Origin of the sequence: Microvirga guangxiensis, from assembly GCF_900102135.1 — a bacterium.
Lineage (GTDB): Bacteria > Pseudomonadota > Alphaproteobacteria > Rhizobiales > Beijerinckiaceae > Microvirga > Microvirga guangxiensis.
In genome coordinates this window covers 379,208-396,005 of record NZ_FMVJ01000002.1, presented here as the reverse complement: position 1 = coordinate 396,005, position 16,798 = coordinate 379,208, and the positions used below count along the sequence as shown (strand labels likewise).

The 16,798-nt window shown below is 62.3% G+C and carries 15 protein-coding genes; 7 read left to right on the top strand and 8 right to left on the bottom strand.

Translation table 11 applies throughout. The annotated features are described in order from the left end of the window. Window positions 1-19 precede the first annotated feature (19 nt). From BLP10_RS01890 to BLP10_RS01880, 3 genes are all read right to left on the bottom strand, one after another. Complete coding sequence (locus BLP10_RS01890; protein ID WP_091128916.1) at window positions 20-1,519, bottom strand: tripartite tricarboxylate transporter permease; 1,500 nt, start codon at window positions 1,517-1,519, stop codon at window positions 20-22. 8 nt (window positions 1,520-1,527) lie between these two features. Next, on the bottom strand, window positions 1,528-2,001 hold the full coding sequence (locus BLP10_RS01885) for a tripartite tricarboxylate transporter TctB family protein (RefSeq protein ID WP_091128914.1): 474 nt from the start codon (window positions 1,999-2,001) through the stop codon (window positions 1,528-1,530). Window positions 2,002-2,070: 69 nt separating this feature from the next. Further along, entirely contained in the window at window positions 2,071-3,042 is a 972-nt protein-coding gene (locus tag BLP10_RS01880; RefSeq protein WP_091128911.1) for a Bug family tripartite tricarboxylate transporter substrate binding protein, read from the bottom strand. Window positions 3,043-3,195: 153 nt separating this feature from the next. Between BLP10_RS01880 and BLP10_RS01875 the strand changes: the two genes are divergently transcribed. From BLP10_RS01875 to gltX, 5 genes are all read left to right on the top strand, one after another. Beyond that, window positions 3,196-4,440, top strand: coding sequence for an O-antigen ligase family protein (locus tag BLP10_RS01875; RefSeq protein WP_091128908.1), 1,245 nt, complete (start codon window positions 3,196-3,198; stop codon window positions 4,438-4,440). Next, window positions 4,437-5,822 carry a glutathione-disulfide reductase gene (gene gor, locus BLP10_RS01870; RefSeq protein WP_091128905.1) on the top strand — a complete coding sequence of 462 codons (1,386 nt, stop codon included), beginning with the start codon at window positions 4,437-4,439 and terminating at the stop codon, window positions 5,820-5,822. Before BLP10_RS01875 ends, gor begins: the two co-directional genes overlap by 4 nt. Window positions 5,823-5,946: 124 nt before the next feature. Beyond that, window positions 5,947-7,332 carry a class II 3-deoxy-7-phosphoheptulonate synthase gene (locus tag BLP10_RS01865; protein WP_091128901.1) on the top strand — a complete coding sequence of 462 codons (1,386 nt, stop codon included), beginning with the start codon at window positions 5,947-5,949 and terminating at the stop codon, window positions 7,330-7,332. A gap of 339 nt (window positions 7,333-7,671) precedes the next feature. Then, entirely contained in the window at window positions 7,672-9,405 is a 1,734-nt protein-coding gene (locus BLP10_RS01860) for an NAD+ synthase (protein ID WP_091130051.1), read from the top strand. A gap of 58 nt (window positions 9,406-9,463) precedes the next feature. Then, the gene (gene gltX / locus BLP10_RS01855) at window positions 9,464-10,804 is read left to right on the top strand and encodes a glutamate--tRNA ligase (RefSeq protein ID WP_091128898.1); all 1,341 of its coding nucleotides are present in this window, start codon (window positions 9,464-9,466) and stop codon (window positions 10,802-10,804) included. A gap of 109 nt (window positions 10,805-10,913) precedes the next feature. Here the strand turns inward: gltX and BLP10_RS01850 are convergent, their stop codons facing one another. The 3 genes from BLP10_RS01850 to BLP10_RS01840 form a co-directional block, all read right to left on the bottom strand. Next, the gene (locus tag BLP10_RS01850; RefSeq protein WP_091128894.1) at window positions 10,914-11,675 is read right to left on the bottom strand and encodes an ABC transporter permease; all 762 of its coding nucleotides are present in this window, start codon (window positions 11,673-11,675) and stop codon (window positions 10,914-10,916) included. After that, the gene (locus BLP10_RS01845; RefSeq protein WP_091128890.1) at window positions 11,672-12,643 is read right to left on the bottom strand and encodes an ABC transporter ATP-binding protein; all 972 of its coding nucleotides are present in this window, start codon (window positions 12,641-12,643) and stop codon (window positions 11,672-11,674) included. The genes BLP10_RS01850 and BLP10_RS01845 overlap by 4 nt, the downstream gene beginning before the upstream one ends. 100 nt (window positions 12,644-12,743) lie before the next feature. Beyond that, the gene (locus tag BLP10_RS01840; RefSeq protein ID WP_175493733.1) at window positions 12,744-13,868 is read right to left on the bottom strand and encodes a DUF2865 domain-containing protein; all 1,125 of its coding nucleotides are present in this window, start codon (window positions 13,866-13,868) and stop codon (window positions 12,744-12,746) included. A 228-nt stretch (window positions 13,869-14,096) separates the two neighbouring features. Here BLP10_RS01840 and BLP10_RS01835 point away from each other — a divergent pair, with 228 nt between their 5' ends. Further along, window positions 14,097-14,603 carry a CreA family protein gene (locus tag BLP10_RS01835; protein ID WP_091128884.1) on the top strand — a complete coding sequence of 169 codons (507 nt, stop codon included), beginning with the start codon at window positions 14,097-14,099 and terminating at the stop codon, window positions 14,601-14,603. 10 nt (window positions 14,604-14,613) lie between these two features. Here BLP10_RS01835 and BLP10_RS01830 read toward each other — a convergent pair whose 3' ends face one another. Continuing rightward, complete coding sequence (locus BLP10_RS01830) at window positions 14,614-15,219, bottom strand: LysE/ArgO family amino acid transporter (protein ID WP_091128879.1); 606 nt, start codon at window positions 15,217-15,219, stop codon at window positions 14,614-14,616. A gap of 94 nt (window positions 15,220-15,313) precedes the next feature. On the opposite strand from BLP10_RS01830, the gene BLP10_RS01825 reads away from it, so the two are divergent. After that, the gene (locus tag BLP10_RS01825) at window positions 15,314-16,210 is read left to right on the top strand and encodes a LysR family transcriptional regulator ArgP (protein ID WP_091128877.1); all 897 of its coding nucleotides are present in this window, start codon (window positions 15,314-15,316) and stop codon (window positions 16,208-16,210) included. 20 nt (window positions 16,211-16,230) lie between these two features. Here BLP10_RS01825 and BLP10_RS01820 read toward each other — a convergent pair whose 3' ends face one another. Then, the gene (locus tag BLP10_RS01820; protein WP_091128874.1) at window positions 16,231-16,554 is read right to left on the bottom strand and encodes a hypothetical protein; all 324 of its coding nucleotides are present in this window, start codon (window positions 16,552-16,554) and stop codon (window positions 16,231-16,233) included. Window positions 16,555-16,798 lie beyond the last annotated feature (244 nt).

Sequence of the window (16,798 nt, the reverse complement as noted above, 5' to 3'; positions counted from 1 at the left end):
CCGGGCCTTTTCGTTGGGTTTAGTCCTCGACCGCCTTGAAGCGGCCCATTCCCTTCATGACGAAGGGGAGGACGAGGGCGATGAGCGCGATGGCGAGCAGCGTTGCCGAGATCGGGCTTTGCAGGAGCACCATTGGGTCGCCGAGGCTGATCGACAGGGCGCGCCGCAGCTGGCTCTCCGCGATAGGACCCAGGATGAGGCCCACTACCACCGGCGCGATGGGGAAGTCGAAGCGCCGCATGAGGAAGCCGAGGACACCGAACACCGTCAGCATGATGAGCTCCACCGGCGAGGGGTTAGCCGCGATGGTGCCGATGGTGGCGAAGACCAGGATGCCCGCATAGAGCCAGGGCTGCGGAATCGCGAGCAGGCGCACCCACAGGCCGACCAGAGGCAGATTCAGCACCAGCAGCATGGCGTTAGCGATGAAGAGGCTGGCGATCAGGCCCCAGACGAGGTTGGGCTGGTCGGCGAACAGCAGCGGGCCGGGATTGAGGCCGTATTGCTGGAAACCCGCCAGCAGCATTGCTGCGGTTGCCGAGGTAGGCAGGCCGAGGGTCAGAAGCGGCACGAGGGTGCCGGCTGCCGAGGCATTATTGGCAGCCTCAGGGCCTGCCACGCCTTCGATGGCGCCGTGGCCGAACTCCTCCGGATGCTTGGTCAGGCGCCTTTCGGTCGAGTAGGACAGGAATGTGGGGATCTCCGCACCGCCTGCCGGAAGGGCTCCGATGGGGAAGCCGAAGGCCGTGCCGCGCAGCCAGGGTTTCCAGGAGCGCTTCCAATCCTCCTTGGTCATCCAGAGGGAGCCGCGCACCGGCTCCAGCTTCTCCTCCTGGATGTGGCGGCGGGAGGCCACATAGAGAGCCTCGCCGATCGCAAAGAGGCCGACGGCCAGAGTCGTGACCTCGATATTATCGTAAAGCTCCGGAATGCCGAAGCTCAGGCGGGACTGGCCCGAGAGGATGTCGATGCCCACGAGCCCGAGCGTCAGGCCGATGAAAAGGCTCGTGAGACCACGGACCGGCGAGTCGCCGAAGGTGGCCGACACCGTGACGAAAGCCACGCACATGAGGGCGAAGTAATCCTCAGGCCCGAAGCTGACGGCAATATCCACCAGATACGGAGCCAGGAAGGTCAAGCCCAGGGTCGCGATGGTGCCTGCCACGAAGGACCCGATGGCGGAGGTCGCGAGCGCGGGTCCGCCGCGCCCGGCCTTGGCCATCTTGTTGCCTTCCAGAGCCGTCGCCATGGAGGCGCTCTCGCCCGGCGTGTTGATGAGGATCGCGGTGGTCGAGCCGCCATACATGCCGCCGTAATAGATGCCGGCGAACATGATGATGGAGCCTGCCGGATCGAGCTTGAAGGTGATCGGCAGGAGCAGCGCCACGGTCAAAGCCGGGCCAATGCCGGGCAGCACGCCGACAGCGGTGCCGAGGAGAACGCCGATGAGGGCGAACAGCAGATTCATCGGCTGGATTGCGACAGTCAGGCCGTTGGCGAGCGAGTAGAAGGCTTCCATGTCTGGCCTCAGAACAGTTTTTCAATCGGCCCTGCGGGCAGGGACAGGGTCAGGAGCTTTCCGAGGAGCAGATAAACGAGCACGGCGAGGCCGGCTCCGATCAGCAGGTCCACAAGGAAAGCGCGGCGGCCAAAGGCCGTCGAGGTTGCCGCGAACAGAATCGCGGTTCCGATCATGAAGCCCCAGCCGAGAGCGATGAAGGTGATGAGGATCGCAAGGCCGCTGAAGATCAGGACGATGGGCTTCCAATCCAGGCTCTCTCGCTCTGGCAGGTCGCCACGGAGGGCGGAGATGCCGTTGCCGATGGCAAGCAGAACGAGGCCGATGGAAACGACGATCGGCATGACCTTCGGACCGAGGTCGTAGGGGGAGAGAATCTGGAGCTTGCTCATGTCCCACCAGACGAGCCCGGCGAGAGCGAGAAGAAGGAGCGCGATGGCAAAGCCTGCCACGTCGATGCGCCGCTGCGAGTTTGTGCTCATGGGATGTCCTAAAAAGAAGCGCCGCGCTCCGGAAGAACGCGGCGCTTCCAATGGGATTTATCTTGAAAATTAAGACTTCACCAGACCTACGGCGGTCAGGACTTCCTTGGTACGGGCGATCTCGTCGTTGAGGATCTTCGTGAAGGCGTCACCCGACACGTAAGCATCCTCCCAACCCTTGGCCTTCAGGATTTCCTGCCATTCCTTGGACTTGGCCAGCTTGTCGACGGCTTCCGTCAGGGCTTTCTTCTGATCGGCGGAAATGCCGGGAGGAGCGACGACCGCGCGCCAGTTGGCGATCTCGAGGTCAATGCCCTGTTCCTTGATGGAAGGCACGTCCACATTCGCCGTCTTGGTCGCCGAGGTCAGGCCGATGAGGCGCAGCTTGCCGGCCTTCACCTGGCTCTCGAACTCGCCGTAGCCGGAAATGCCCGCCGTCACCTTGCCGCCGAGGATGGCCGCGAGGGCCTCACCGCCGCCGGAGAACGGGATGTAGTTGATCTTGGTCGGATCGGCGCCAGCAGCCTTGGCGAAGAGCGCCGCGGCGATGTGGTCGACGCCGCCTGCCGAGCCACCTGCCCAGGTGACCTTCGCCGGGTCCGCCTTGATAGCGGCAGCCAGGTCCTTGGCGTTCTTGATCGGAGAATCGGCGGGAACGACGATGGCTTCATATTCCGTCGTCAGGCGGGCGATGGGGGTGGTCTGATCGAGAGTGATCGGAGACTTGTTGGTGAGCAGCGCGCCCACCATCACATAGCCCATGACCATGAGCTGGTTGCCGTCGCCCTTGGAATTGTTGACCAGCTGGGCAATGCCGATGGAGCCGCCTGCGCCGGGTACGTTGGTGACCTGCACGCTCTTGGCGATTCCGGCCTGAGTGAAAGCCTGCTGCATGGAGCGGGCGGTCTGGTCCCAGCCTCCGCCCGGTGCCGCCGGGGCCATGATCTTCAGTTCCATCTGGGCTGCCGCCGATGTCACGAAGCCTGCAACGGCTGCCGCAGCAAGGGCGCCGCGCCATAGGCTTTTGCGGAATTGGCTCATTTATGTTTCCTCCATGAGACTTACGTCACGTCAGGACGTGGTGTCGCAGACCGTAATGGCGGTTTTCCCAAGGGGCAAGCGCTTGAGTTCTTTATCGCTGTTGAACCTTGGCGTAAGGGAGCTTCGAAAGATTTTAATCGAAGCTCAGTCCTTATGGCATCCTCCCTCCCCACCACGACCATCTCGCGGCAGCGCCTAGCCGAAGGATTCTGGCGCGCCGCCATGGTGAGCCTTGTCGTGATGCCCCTGGGAATGGCAATAGCCCACCGATCAAGTCCGCTCTTCATCGTCCTGAGCGCTGTTCTCTGTCTGCTCGCGGCAAGGCTGGAGGGCAGGGCCCGGTCTTTCTGGAGTGATGTTTCTTCGGCATTGACCGCGCCATTGGGAATTGCCGTTCTCGCTTTCTTCGGCTGGTGCCTCATCTCCATAGGGTGGAGCGAGTTCAAGATCGTCTCCATACGGGCCTTCGGTGAATTCTGGCTGCCGATTGCCGCCAGTGTCGTACTGGCACTGACCTTACCCCAGCGCCTGACGCCGCGGATGTTCGGTTTTCTGGTTGGAACCTTCACGCTCGCCGGGCTCATCATCATCGTCGAGCTCCAAACCGGCATGATCCTGCGCAAGACTCTGGGCGTGCGCTCCGATCCATACATCTTCAACCGGCCAGTCCTGACACTTCTCATGCTGGCCTTGCCCCTGACGGCCTGGTTGCTGAGCACGAAGAGGAACGGCGGGGTCTATGGCCTGCTGCTGCTCCTGTTTCTCGGGGCTGTGGCGATCCAGTCTGAAAGCGATGCCGCGGTGCTGGCTCTTGCCATCGTCTGCCTGGTCTTTCCGATCGCGTGGCTTGCCCCACGCCTGACCTTTGTTCTGGCGGTAGCTGCGTTCCTTGCGGCTGTGTCACTATCTCCCCTGATCGGAGCGCTCTCGGCAAAATTCATGACCCCCGAGATGCACCGGATGCTTGCCACCGGCCATTCCAAGGAGAGGGTGGAGCTGTGGCAGAGCTTCGGTGCCGTGGTCCGGGAAGAGCCGCTTCTGGGCACCGGCTTCGGCGTGAGCCCGCGCATGCCCGATACGAAGGTTGCCGCGAAAGTGCCGGTAGAGCATCAGCCGATGCTCAACATCGGGCATCCTCACAATGCTGTCCTGCAGATCTGGGTTGAGCTTGGGGCCGTAGGCGCTCTGCTCTTTCTCGTCATCGCCTTTCTGAGCTTACGGGCCATTTGGCATCTACCCCATTTGATCCGTAGCGCTTCCCTAGCACTGCTTGCTGGAATCGTACCGGTGTCCCTCGTGGGTCACGGGGCTTGGCAGGGGTGGTGGGCTGCATCTCTCGGCGCAGCCCTTATATGGATGCAGGCAGTCAGACGAATTCAAACGGAGACCACGCAATGACCCAGTTCGATGTCGACCTCTTTGTCATCGGAGCAGGGTCGGGCGGCGTGCGGGCCGCGCGCATCGCAGCCGGTTACGGCGCGAAGGTGATGGTCGCGGAGGAGTACCGGGTCGGCGGCACCTGCGTGATCCGGGGCTGCGTTCCCAAAAAGCTGATGGTCTATGCCAGCCGCTTCGCAGACGATTTTCACGATGCGGCGGGCTTCGGTTGGAATGTGGGCGAGCCGACCTTCGATTGGGCGACCCTGATCCGCAACAAGGACACGGAAATCGACCGGCTGGAAGGAATCTACCGGGCGAACCTCGAGAAGGCCGGCGTTGAAATCCTCAACAGCCGCGCCGTGATCGAGGATGCTCATACGGTCCACATCCTCAACACGGGCGCCCGCATCCGAGCCCGCTATATCCTCGTGGCGGTCGGGGCTCATCCGACCATGGATCCGCCTATCCCGGGCGGCGAACTCGGCATCACCTCCAACGAGGTCTTCCACCTCGAAACGCTGCCGAAGCGCATCATGGTGGTCGGTGGCGGCTACATCGCCGTGGAGTTCGCCGGCGTCTTCGCAGGCCTCGGCAGTCAGGTGACGCTGGTTCACCGAGGCGACAAGCTCCTGCGTGGCTTTGATGAGGATATCCGCGATGCGCTGGGCGAGGCCTATGCTCAGCGCGGGGTGAACCTGGCGCTTCAAAAAACCCTGGCGCGCCTCGACAAGACAGCGGACGGCATCGCCGCGACCCTCTCCGATGGCTCCGTCATGACCGTCGATCAGGTGCTCGTCGCGACAGGACGGCGTCCGAATACGAAGGGACTTGGTTTAGAGAAGGCCGGGGTCACGGTCGACGAGGTGGGGGCGATCCCGGTCGACGCCTACTCTCAGACGCTGACGCCCTCGATCTATGCGGTCGGCGACGTGACCAACCGGGCGAACCTCACGCCCATCGCTATTCGCGAGGGCCACGCCTTCGCCGACACGGTCTTCGGGGCTAAGCCCACCATCGTGGATCACGACCTGATACCCACGGCAGTGTTCTCCACGCCCGAGATCGGCGTGATCGGCTGCGGCGAGAATGCCGCCCGGACCATCTATGGAGATGTCGACGTCTACCGGACCACCTTCCGGCCCATGAAGGCGACCCTGTCGGGCGGTTCCGAGCGGGTTCTCATGAAGCTCATCGTCGACAAGGCCAGCGACAAGGTCGTCGGGGTCCATATCATGGGGCACGATGCGGGCGAGATGATCCAGCTCGCAGGCGTCGCCGTCACCATGGGGGCGACCAAGGCCGATTTCGACCGTACCGTGGCGGTCCATCCGACTGCCGCCGAAGAATTGGTGACCATGCGTACGCCGCTGGTGATGAAGAAGCCGGTGGCTGTCGGGTGATATTCAGTTCCAAAAGGACGCGGCCATTCGGCACTCGCCTTTTTGTTTATGTCGTGTATAGGTGCGCTTTCGTGCCGCTTGTTGCGGTGCACGAGAGGATACAAACGACACGGGAGTAAGTGTCATGACTGAGCGGTGGACGCCCGACAGCTGGAGAAACAAGCCGATCCAGCAGGTTCCGGCATTTCCGGACCAAGAGGCGCTTGAAAGCGTCGAGCAGCAGCTCGCAGGCTTTCCCCCGCTCGTTTTTGCAGGCGAGGCCCGCAAGCTGAAGCGCGATCTGGCGAAGGTGGCCAAGGGGGAGGCGTTCCTGCTCCAGGGCGGCGACTGCGCCGAGAGCTTCGCCGAGCATTCCGCCGACAATATCCGCGATTTTTTCCGCCTGTTCCTACAGATGGCCGTGGTGCTTACCTATGCGGGTGGTTCGCCCGTGGTGAAGATCGGCCGTGTGGCCGGCCAGTTCGCCAAGCCGCGTTCGGCCCCGACCGAAACCATCGACGGCGTGGAGCTTCCGAGCTATCGCGGCGACATCATCAGCGACATCGCTTTTACGCCCGAGGCCCGCACGCCCGATCCGCGCCGCCAGCTCATGGCCTATCGCCAGTCGGCCGCGACCCTGAACCTGATCCGCGCCTTCGCGACCGGCGGCTATGCGAATCTCGAGAACGCCCATCGCTGGATGCTGGGTTTCGTAAAGGATTCGCCGCAATCCTCGCGTTACAGCGAGCTGGCCGAGCGCATTACCGAGAGCCTCAACTTCATGCGGGCCATCGGCATCGATCCCGAGACGCATCCCGAGATGCGCTCGACGGATTTCTACACCAGCCACGAGGCTTTGCTCCTCGGCTACGAAGAAGCCATGACCCGCGTGGATTCCACCACCGGTGACTGGTACGCCACCTCCGGCCACATGGTCTGGATCGGCGACCGTACCCGCCAGCTCGATCATGCCCATGTGGAATACATGCGCGGCATCAAGAACCCGATCGGCCTCAAGTGCGGCCCGTCGCTCACGGCGGACAACCTCCTGAAGCTCATCGACACCCTCAACCCCGAGGACGAGGCGGGCCGTCTCACCCTGATCTGCCGCTTCGGCGCGGACAAGGTGGCCGATCACCTGCCGGCCCTGATCCGCGCGGTGCAGAAGGAAGGCCGCACGGTGGTGTGGTCATGCGATCCGATGCACGGCAACACGATCAAAGCCGCCTCCGGCTTCAAGACGCGTCCGTTCGAGCGTGTCATGGGCGAGGTGCGGGACTTCTTCGCCATCCATCAGGCCGAAGGCACTCATGCCGGCGGCATCCACTTGGAGATGACGGGCAAGAATGTGACGGAATGCACCGGCGGCGCCCGCGCACTCACCGATGCGGACCTCTCGGACCGCTACCATACCTATTGCGACCCGCGCCTCAATGCGGAGCAGGCACTGGAGATCGCGTTCCTGACTTCAGAGTTGATCAAGCGCGAGCGTCAATCTAGGGAACGGCCCGCTGCCCTGGCTGCTGAGTAAAGGTTCGAAGAACAAAGAAAAGGGGCGCATCAAGCGCCCCTTTTGCTTTACGCATACGCAACTCTACTCGTATTGGGGCTTAGCTCAGCCAGCCCATGAAGAAGAGAATAAGAATGATCGGCAGCGGAATGCCGATGAGCCAAAGCAGGCCACCTTTCAACATGTCAGTCTCCCATATATTTCGTGCTGGGACAACGAACTGGACTATTACGGGTTCCAACAAAGCTTGAGTTGAAAGAGCTCCATGGTCCCGACTGCGTCTCTGCTTATGAAAGGGATAGGGAAAGCGCGCGGGAATCATTGCTGCGCACCCGACAGCGCGCTAATTCTGCGGGTGCCATGGCTCAGAACATTCTCAAGATCGCTCTCGCACAGCTCAATCCCATCGTCGGAGACGTCGCCGGAAACGAGCAGAAGGCTCGCGACGCCCGTGCCGAGGCCGCTCGCCTCGGTGCCGACCTCATCATGTTTCCGGAGCAGTTCCTCGCGGCCTATCCCGCCGAGGACCTCGTGCTCAAACCCGCTTTCCAGGATGTGTGCCGCGCAGCCCTCGAACGTCTCGCCCACGAGACGGAAGATGGCGGCCCGGGCATGCTCATCGGGTTGCCGTGGCGGGAGGGGGACGACCTCTACAACGCCTATGCGCTCCTCGATAAAGGCCAGATCACCATACGCTACAAGGTGGATCTGCCGAACTATGACGTGTTCGACGAGAAGCGCAATTTCGACGCCGGTCCGCTGCCGGGCCCGGTGAATTTCCGAGGCATCCGCATCGGTATCCCGATCTGCGAGGATATCTGGACGGGAGACGTGGTGGAGTGCCTGGCCGAGACAGGCGCGGAGCTGCTGCTGGTCCCAAACGGCTCGCCGTATCATCGCGGCAAGACGGATGAGCGGTTCAACATTGCCACCTCTCGCGTGACGGAGAGCGGGCTGCCGCTCGTCTATCTCAATCTGGTCGGCGGGCAGGATGAGCTGGTCTTCGACGGCGCATCCTTCATCCTCAACGCGGATTGCTCGCTCGCGGGCCAGCTCCCGGCCTTCGAGGAAACCATCGCCCTGACCGTCTGGGAGAAGGGCGAGAACGGCTGGGTCTGCCGCGAGGCTCCCATGAACACGGTCGACGAGGGCAGGGAGGCAGATTACGCCGCCTGCGTGCTCGGCCTGCGCGACTACGTGGACAAGAACCGTTTCCCGGGCGTGGTGCTCGGCCTCTCCGGCGGCATCGACTCCGCCATCTGCGCCGCCATGGCGGTGGATGCGCTGGGCCCAGGCCGCGTGCATTGCGTGATGCTGCCCTATCGCTATACCTCCGGCGAGTCCTTGAAAGATGCCGAGGATTGCGCTCGCGCCCTCGGCGTACGCTACGACATCCTGCCCATCGCAGACCCCGTGGAAGGCTTCGAGGCAGCGCTGCAGCCGATCTTTCAGGGCAAGGAGCGCGACATCACGGAGGAGAACCTCCAGAGCCGTGCGCGCGGCACCATCCTCATGGCGATCTCGAACAAGTTCGGGGCCATGGTGCTGACCACCGGCAACAAGTCCGAAATGTCGGTGGGCTATGCCACGATCTACGGCGACATGAACGGCGGCTTCAATCCGATCAAGGACCTCTACAAGATGGAGGTCTTTTCCCTGTCGGCGCTCCGCAACCGGTGGAAGCCGAAGGGCGCGTTAGGACCGGACGGCATCGTGATCCCTGAAAACATCCTCACCAAGGCGCCGAGCGCCGAGTTGCGCGAAAACCAGAAGGATCAGGATTCCCTGCCTCCTTACGAGGATCTGGACGAGATCCTGCGCGGCCTCGTGGAGCAGGAGCTTCGCGTTTCCGAGATCGTCGCCAAGGGCTATGACCTCGAAGTGGTTAAGAAGGTGGAGCGTCTGCTCTACATCGCCGAGTACAAGCGTCGGCAATCGGCTCCCGGTGTGAAGGTCACTCGCAAGAACTTCGGCCGCGACCGCCGCTATCCCATCGTGAACCGCTTCCGGGACCAAGGGCTCGTCGCCCACCAGAAGGACGAGGCTTTGGAGCGTGCAATGGGCAAGCCGCGCACGGGCTCGCTGGATGTTTGATCTTTCCCTGCGCGCGGCCCCTTGCGCCGCCGCGCTCCCTTCGCCATAGGGTTGGCCCATGTCCAAGCCCATCGTACGTTTCGCCCCGTCTCCGACCGGGCACATCCATATCGGCAATACCCGCGTGGCCCTGCTCAATGCGCTTTTCGCGCGTCGGGAAGGTGGCACCTTCATCCTGCGCTTCGACGACACGGATCTGGCACGCTCGAAGCAGGAATATGCGGATTCCATCGAGACCGATCTCAAGTGGCTTGGCATCCCGCCGGATGTCACCGTGCGCCAGTCGGAGCGGTTCACGCTCTATGACGCGGCGGCCGAGCGGCTGAAGGCCATGGGGCGTCTCTATGCCTGCTACGAGACGCCAGAGGAGCTGGACTTCCGCCGCAAGCGTCAGCTCGCGCGGGGCCTTCCGCCGATCTATGATCGCGCCGCGCTGAAGCTCACGGATGAGGAGCGAGCGAAGCTGGAGGCTGAGGGACGCAAGCCCCATTGGCGCTTCCGCCTCGACCCGACGAACGTGGCGTGGAAGGACCTCGTGCGCGGCGATTGCCACGTGGATTGCAGCTCGCTCTCCGATCCCGTGCTGGTGCGCGAGGATGGAACCTATCTCTACACGCTGCCATCGGTGGTGGACGACATCGAACTCAAGATCACCCATGTGATCCGCGGCGAGGATCATGTCACCAACACGGCCGTGCAGATCCAGATTTTCGAGGCGCTCGGTGCGAGCATCCCGACCTTTGCCCATCACAGCCTTCTCATTACTGCAAGCGGCGAAGGGCTCTCCAAGCGCTTAGGGCATCTCTCCGTGAAGGGCCTGCGTGACGCGGGTCTGGAGCCGCAGGCGGTGGCGTCTCTTGCTGTGCTCGTCGGTTCGGCGGAGGCCGTTCGTCCGATTGCCGACCTGAACGATCTCGCCAAGCTCATCGACTTCTCCCACATCTCCCGCGCGCCCGCGAAGTTCGACGAGAGCGAGCTGGAGCATCTCAATGCGCGTCTCATTCATGAGATGCCCTACGAGACGGTTCGGGAGCGCCTCGTTGCGCTTGATGCGGCTCTTGGCGAGGCATTCTGGAATGCCGTGCGCGGCAATCTGACCAAAGTGCAGGATGTCGCCGAGTGGGCGAAGGTGGTGAGCGGTCCAGTGGCGCCGGTGATCGATGATCGCTCCTTCATCGACGCGGCCACCGAAGTTCTGCCTGAAGGGCCTTGGGATACCACGACCTGGAAAGCCTGGACCGAGGCGGTGAAGACAAAGACCGGGGTGAAGGGCAAGGCGCTGTTCATGCCGCTGCGCCTTGCGCTGACCGGTCTCGATCACGGCCCGGAGCTGGGCAACCTGCTGCCGCTGATCGGGCCTGAGCGTGCCAAGGCACGCTTGGCAGGGCAGGCGGCTTGAAACACGCCATTCATGGCCGGGATGTCCCGGCCATCTCTTTTCTGGAAACGCCAACCTCGTCCTGAAGGCTGCGCCTCAGGACGAGAGCTGAATGTGACATCGAGGTTGATTACGCCTTGATCTTGTAGCCCGTCCGGAAGATCCACCAGACGGCAGCGAGGCAGATCAGCATGAACAGGAATGTCATGCCGAGGCTGATGCCCACATCGACGTCCGACACACCGTAGAAACTCCAGCGGAAACCGCTCACCAGATAGACCACAGGGTTGAGCAGGGCGATCTTCTGCCAGAAGGGCGGAAGCATGTTGATGGAGTAGAAGCTGCCGCCGAGGAAGGCGAGCGGAGTCACGATCATCAGCGGGATCACCTGCAGCTTCTGGAAGCTGTCGGCCCACACGCCGATGATGAAGCCGAAGAGGCTGAAGGTGATGGCAGTGAGCAAAAGGAAGGCTACCATCCAGACCGGATGCTGAATGGAGAAATCCACGAAAAGCCGTGCCGTCACGAGAATGATGGTGCCGATGATCACCGACTTCGTGGCCGCCGCTCCCACATATCCGATCACTGTTTCGACTGCCGAAATCGGCGCGGAAAGGATCTCATAGATCGTGCCGGTGAATTTCGGCATGTAGATGCCGAAGGACGCATTGGAGATGCTCTCCGTCAGCAGCGAGAGCATGATGAGGCCCGGCACGATGAAGGCGCCGTAGCTCACGCCGTCGATATTGGCCATGCGCGAGCCGATGGCCGATCCGAACACGATGAAGTAGAGCGATGTCGATAGCACGGGCGAGGCGATGCTCTGCATGAGCGTGCGCCAGGTACGCTCCATCTCGAAGAGATAGATGGCCTTGATGCCGTAGATGTTCACGAGCGCCCCCTCACCAGGCTGACGAAGATGTCCTCCAGCGACGACTCGGAGGTGCGCAGATCCTTGAAATCGATGCCGTGCTCGTTGAGCCGTCGCAGCAGCGTGGCGATGCCCGTCTCATCGCTCTGCGTATCAAAGGTGTAGACGAGTTCCGTGCCGTCCGGGGAAAGCTGCAGGCTTTCGGATTGCAGGCCGGAGGGGAGCGCAGTGAGCGGGCTCTGCAGGTGCAGGGTCAATTGCTTCTTGCCCAGCTTCTGCATGAGCACGTGCTTGTCCTCGACCAGCACGATCTCGCCCTTGTTGATCACGCCGATCCGGTCCGCCATCTCCTCGGCTTCTTCGATGTAATGGGTGGTGAGGATGATGGTGACGCCATTCTCCCGGAGCTTGCGCACCATGTTCCACATGTCACGCCGCAGCTCCACGTCGACGCCCGCCGTCGGTTCGTCGAGGAAGAGGATGTTCGGCTCGTGCGAAAGCGCCTTGGCGATCATCACGCGCCGCTTCATGCCGCCGGAGAGCGCCATGATCTTCGTGTCCTTCTTCTCCCACAGGGAGAGGTCTTTCAGGATGCTCTCGATATAGGCGGGGTTCGCCGGCTTGCCGAAAAGGCCCCGGCTGAAATTCACCGTCGCCCATACGGTCTCGAAGGCATCGGTCGTGAGCTCCTGCGGGACGAGCCCGATCTTGGTGCGGGCAGGGCGATAGTCGCGGATGATGTCGTGCCCGTCCGCCGTCACCGTGCCGGTGCTCGGATTGACGATGCCACAGATGATGCTGATCAGCGTCGTCTTGCCCGCGCCGTTGGGGCCGAGAAGGGCGAAGATCTCGCCTCGGCGGATCTCCAGGTCGATTCTGCGCAGGGCTTGAAAGCCTGACGCATAGGTTTTGCTGAGACCTGCGACCGATATAATCGGGGCCGATGAGCCCGAGGCGTCAGGGATTCGCGAATGATCGAGCGGTTTCATGGGCGCCTGATAGCATGCTTGGAAAGGGCCTGAAATTCCCTCTCCCGAATGAGAACGGGCCCTGATGGGCCCGTTGCTGAGGAACGCTTTATCGGTCGCGTCAGTTCTGCGGGTTCGGCACCGGGATGAGGTTCGGTGCGATCACGCGGACGGTTTTCTTCTGGCCGTTTCCGACGACGACTTCCTGCTGGTTGCCTTCGTTCTGGCCGACGATCCGGGTGTTCTCGATGGATTGCGGGCCGATGCCGGAGGATTCCTTGCCGGCGGTCGGGGCGGAGGCGGCGCTCTCGGCCTGGGCCTTCTCTTCCTCGTCCGCCTTCTTGTCGGCAGCCTTGCGAGCCTGAACAGCCTTGGGGCGAGACAATTCCTCGGCCTTCTCGGCGGTCACGATCATATCGCCCTTGCGCTGCTCCAGCATGCTCTCGGCCTTGCGCAGCACGACCGCCCAGCTCTCGTCGGGCTTCTTGCAGGCGCAGCTCTCGTCGAAGGTCTTGCGGAACTTGAAGGCGTTGGCGAGGGACGTGTAGGCCCGGTTGCCGGAAAGGGAAACCGCGCGGGTGAGGCCATCATCGCCGCCGGGATAGGCGAAAGCGGTCGTTTCCGTGCCGGGGCAAAGGGCCTGGCACATCTCGTCCGCGCTCTGCCGGCCGCCGGGCGGGGTGGTGAGCGGGAAGAACGAGCCGTCGCAGGTCTTCACGCAGATCAAGCGGCCGCCGCCGAGAGAGGGCGATCCCTCATCGGCAATGATCGGCTGGCCTTCGGGGGCGATTTCCTGCTGTTGCTGACCACGCGGGGGGCCAAAAAGCGACTCGAAGAAACCGCGGGGCTGATCGGCGGAGCAGGTCTGCTGCACGGCGGCCTGAAGCTGGCGGCGGCGTCCCTCGACGGCTGCGGGATCGATGGATTGCTGCGCAAGGCGAGCATAGCCGGCCTCGAGCTGGCGGATCTGTCCGGCGATGGCGGGACATTCTGCCGGGGGAGGACCGGCAAAGAAACTCAAGGGGCCGCGCTCGCAGCCGATGGAGCTGTAATAGCGGACAAGGCGGTTGATCTCCGCCCGCTGGGCCTGCATCTGCCCGGTCGGCGCTCCGCCTCCGCTGCGCTCGAGATTCGCCAGTTCCGCACGAAAGCGCTGGCACTCGGCCGATTGGGCGAAGGCTGCCTGGCCGGCGGCGAGAAAGGCCGTCACGGCGAGGAGAGAGCGGAGAAAGAATGTCTTTGTCATCAAGCTGATCGCAGAACTCATGTCCGATAGGGCGCCATGGCCAGGGTGATCATGTGGCGCCGGAATGGGGCCCTATTGTGGTTACCGCCTCGCAGGCTTCCGGTGAAGCTGCGAGGCAGCAGATTGCATGTACCCCCATCCGGTCCTGGGAGCAAATAAGGTTGCGGCACTCTCGTCAAAAGCGGGCGGCATCCCCACATGGAGCGTAGCATTAGGAGACAACGAAGAATGCTTGCGCGAATCGTCCTGGCCCTTGCCCTCGTCATGGGAGGCACCCTCGGTGCCACGGCCCAGGAGCCGGACCTGATCTTCAAGAAGTCCACTGTCTGGCGGGCGCTCACCCCGGACGACAAGCTTGCCGTCTACGGGATCGACGATCCGCTGGTGGAGGGTGTCGCTTGTCACTACACGACCCCGGAACGGGGCGGCATCTCCGGCACGTTCGGCGTGGCGGAGGAGGTCTCCGACATCTCGCTGTCCTGCCGTCAGGTCGGCCCGGTGAAGTTCAAGCAGCGCTTCGGCCAGGGGGACGTGGTGTTCAGCGAACGGCGCTCGCTCATCTTCAAGAAGATGCAGATCGTCCGTGGCTGCGATGCGAAGCGCAATACGCTCGTCTACATGGTCTACTCGGACCGTCCCATCGAGGGATCGCCCAAGAATTCGACCTCGAGCGTGCCATTGATGCCCTGGGGCACGGAAGTTCCGCCGAAATGCGGGGAATGGCTGAACAAGTAGCGGCGGCTGATCAGGTTTCGTTCAGCAGCAGCCTTGCCGCTGTGACCCACATGATGAGTCCAATGGCCACATCAAGGATGCGCCATGTCACAGGCCGCGCGAAGAGCGGCTTGAGGAGACGCGCGCCATAGCCAAGCGAGAAGAAGAACGTGAACGAGGCCAGCATCGCTCCAAGGGCGAACAGGCCCCGGCTCTCCGAAAACTGCGTTGAGATTGAGCCGATGAGAACCACCGTGTCGAGATAGACATGCGGGTTGAGCCACGTGAAGGCCAGGCAGGTGAGCACCACGCGCTTCAGGCTCTCCGGCGCGGCTTCCGAAGGTTTCAGGGCTTCAGTCCGGAATGCGTCCCTGAAGCTGCGGGCGCCATATACGATGAGGAATGCGGCGCCGAAGTAACGTAGAACATCCTCGGCCCAGGGCAGGGTCGCGCTGATATGGGAAAAGCCGGAGACGCCGGCCAGGATCAACAGGGCATCCGAGAGGGCGCAAGCCAGGCAGACGGCCCAGACATGCTCGCCGCGCAAGCCCACCCGCAGAACAAAGGCATTCTGAGCGCCGATAGGGAGGATCAGGCTGAGGCCGAGGAGGAAGCCTGCAAGAAGAGGGGAGGTCATATCGATCGTCCAAGCGAAAGGTCGACCTTCCGTAAGCGGAGTCTTGAGATTAGGATAGTTAAAGAAACTATCCTCACATTAGAAAAACTTATCCATGTTCGACTATGAGCAACTGTCCGCCCTTGCTGCGGTGGTCCGGAGCGGCAGTTTCGAGCGCGCTGCGCAGCAGCTGAACGTGACACCTTCCGCAATCTCCCAGCGGATCAAGCTCCTGGAAGAAAGGGTCGGAACGGTTCTCGTCATTCGCGGTCAGCCTTGCTTGGCGACCGATGTCGGGCAGCGTCTGTGCCAACATCTGGAACAGGTGGCCCTTCTTGAGAACGCCATGCGGCAAAGCCTTCCGAGGCTTCAAGCCGACACCCGGCCCATGACCCTGCGCATTGCCGTGAACGCGGATAGTCTTGCCACATGGTTCATCCCGGCCATGGCGGAGACACAGGGGTTCCTCTTCGATCTGGTGGTGGACGATCAGGATTACAGCGCGGATTGGCTGCGGCGCGGGGAAGTCATGGCGGCCGTCACTTCGCATGGTACGCCGATCCAAGGGTGCAATTGCCGTCCCCTAGGCGCCTTGCGTTACGCAGCAACTGCAAGCCCAGGTTTTTGCGAGCGCTGGTTTCCCAACGGATTCAATCAGGAGAATGCGGCCCGCGCCCCGAGTCTGATCTTCAATCAGAAGGACAGGTTGCAGAATCTATGGCTGCAGAAGGTATTCGAGACGGAGATTCAGCCGCCGCAGCACTGGCTGCCCTCATCCCAAGCTTTCGTAGATGCCGCCCTTGCCGGGTTAGGGTGGGGAATGAATCCGGAGCTTCTGGTGAGAGAATACCTGCGGGCGGGGCGATTGGTGGCCCTCGATCCCCGCTTTCCCTTTGAGGTGCCTTTGTTCTGGCAGGAAAGCCGGATCGTGGGTCCGGTGATGGCCGACGTGACCCGGGCCGTCTTGAAAACAGCCCGGGCCATGCTGGCGCCGATGCCTGCCTCATCTTGAGGTAGGGCGGCTTAACGCTCTCAGTTCGAGCAGGTGATCGAGATCGGACGATCTTCCGGTGCTGCCATGGACACCTTCTGGATCGAGCCCGTCGTCTCGGCGTCAATCTGGCGGAACGATACTGCCTTGGCGTAGCCCTGAGCCTCGCACCAAGTATTGGCCACAACTTGGCCACAAGGCTGGTTTGAGATGAGGCATTCCGCGACGCCGTAACCATCGGCTGCGGGGACCAGGAAGGTCGCTTCGGACGATGAGGCTTGAGTGCCGCCGGGAAGCAGGGTGAGAGACGCTGCCCCAATGAACGCAGCAGTACTCAATCCGAGCATGGTGAATGCGCGGCGCATAGAAAACCTCATCAATTGAACTCGTGCTTTATTGTCACGGAACCCCGTGAATAAAGCTCTAACGGGTTTGGTAAAGACACGTTTCTTGCATGCCTGCAAATCAACTGTGCTAACCAGCATGGGAACCTTGACGCCTGCCAGCGGACGAGGCATTGATTGTTTCATGAACACGGCAACGATCCTCATTTCCGGGATTATTTGCGGCTAGCGACCCACGCTGGCTGGAGCCGTCTCGTTCTCATTC

Coding starts and splice junctions, on each gene's coding strand:
- BLP10_RS01880 (WP_091128911.1), bottom strand. CDS start 3,042: ATGAGCCAATTCCGCAAAAGCCTATGGCGCGGCGCCCTTGCTGCGGCA.
- BLP10_RS01830 (WP_091128879.1), bottom strand. CDS start 15,219: ATGACCTCCCCTCTTCTTGCAGGCTTCCTCCTCGGCCTCAGCCTGATC.
- BLP10_RS01840 (WP_175493733.1), bottom strand. CDS start 13,868: ATGACAAAGACATTCTTTCTCCGCTCTCTCCTCGCCGTGACGGCCTTT.
- BLP10_RS01820 (WP_091128874.1), bottom strand. CDS start 16,554: ATGCGCCGCGCATTCACCATGCTCGGATTGAGTACTGCTGCGTTCATT.
- BLP10_RS01835 (WP_091128884.1), top strand. CDS start 14,097: ATGCTTGCGCGAATCGTCCTGGCCCTTGCCCTCGTCATGGGAGGCACC.
- BLP10_RS01885 (WP_091128914.1), bottom strand. CDS start 2,001: ATGAGCACAAACTCGCAGCGGCGCATCGACGTGGCAGGCTTTGCCATC.
- BLP10_RS01860 (WP_091130051.1), top strand. CDS start 7,672: ATGGCTCAGAACATTCTCAAGATCGCTCTCGCACAGCTCAATCCCATC.
- BLP10_RS01845 (WP_091128890.1), bottom strand. CDS start 12,643: ATGAAACCGCTCGATCATTCGCGAATCCCTGACGCCTCGGGCTCATCG.
- BLP10_RS01865 (WP_091128901.1), top strand. CDS start 5,947: ATGACTGAGCGGTGGACGCCCGACAGCTGGAGAAACAAGCCGATCCAG.
- BLP10_RS01825 (WP_091128877.1), top strand. CDS start 15,314: ATGTTCGACTATGAGCAACTGTCCGCCCTTGCTGCGGTGGTCCGGAGC.
- BLP10_RS01890 (WP_091128916.1), bottom strand. CDS start 1,519: ATGGAAGCCTTCTACTCGCTCGCCAACGGCCTGACTGTCGCAATCCAG.
- BLP10_RS01875 (WP_091128908.1), top strand. CDS start 3,196: ATGGCATCCTCCCTCCCCACCACGACCATCTCGCGGCAGCGCCTAGCC.
- gor (WP_091128905.1), top strand. CDS start 4,437: ATGACCCAGTTCGATGTCGACCTCTTTGTCATCGGAGCAGGGTCGGGC.
- gltX (WP_091128898.1), top strand. CDS start 9,464: ATGTCCAAGCCCATCGTACGTTTCGCCCCGTCTCCGACCGGGCACATC.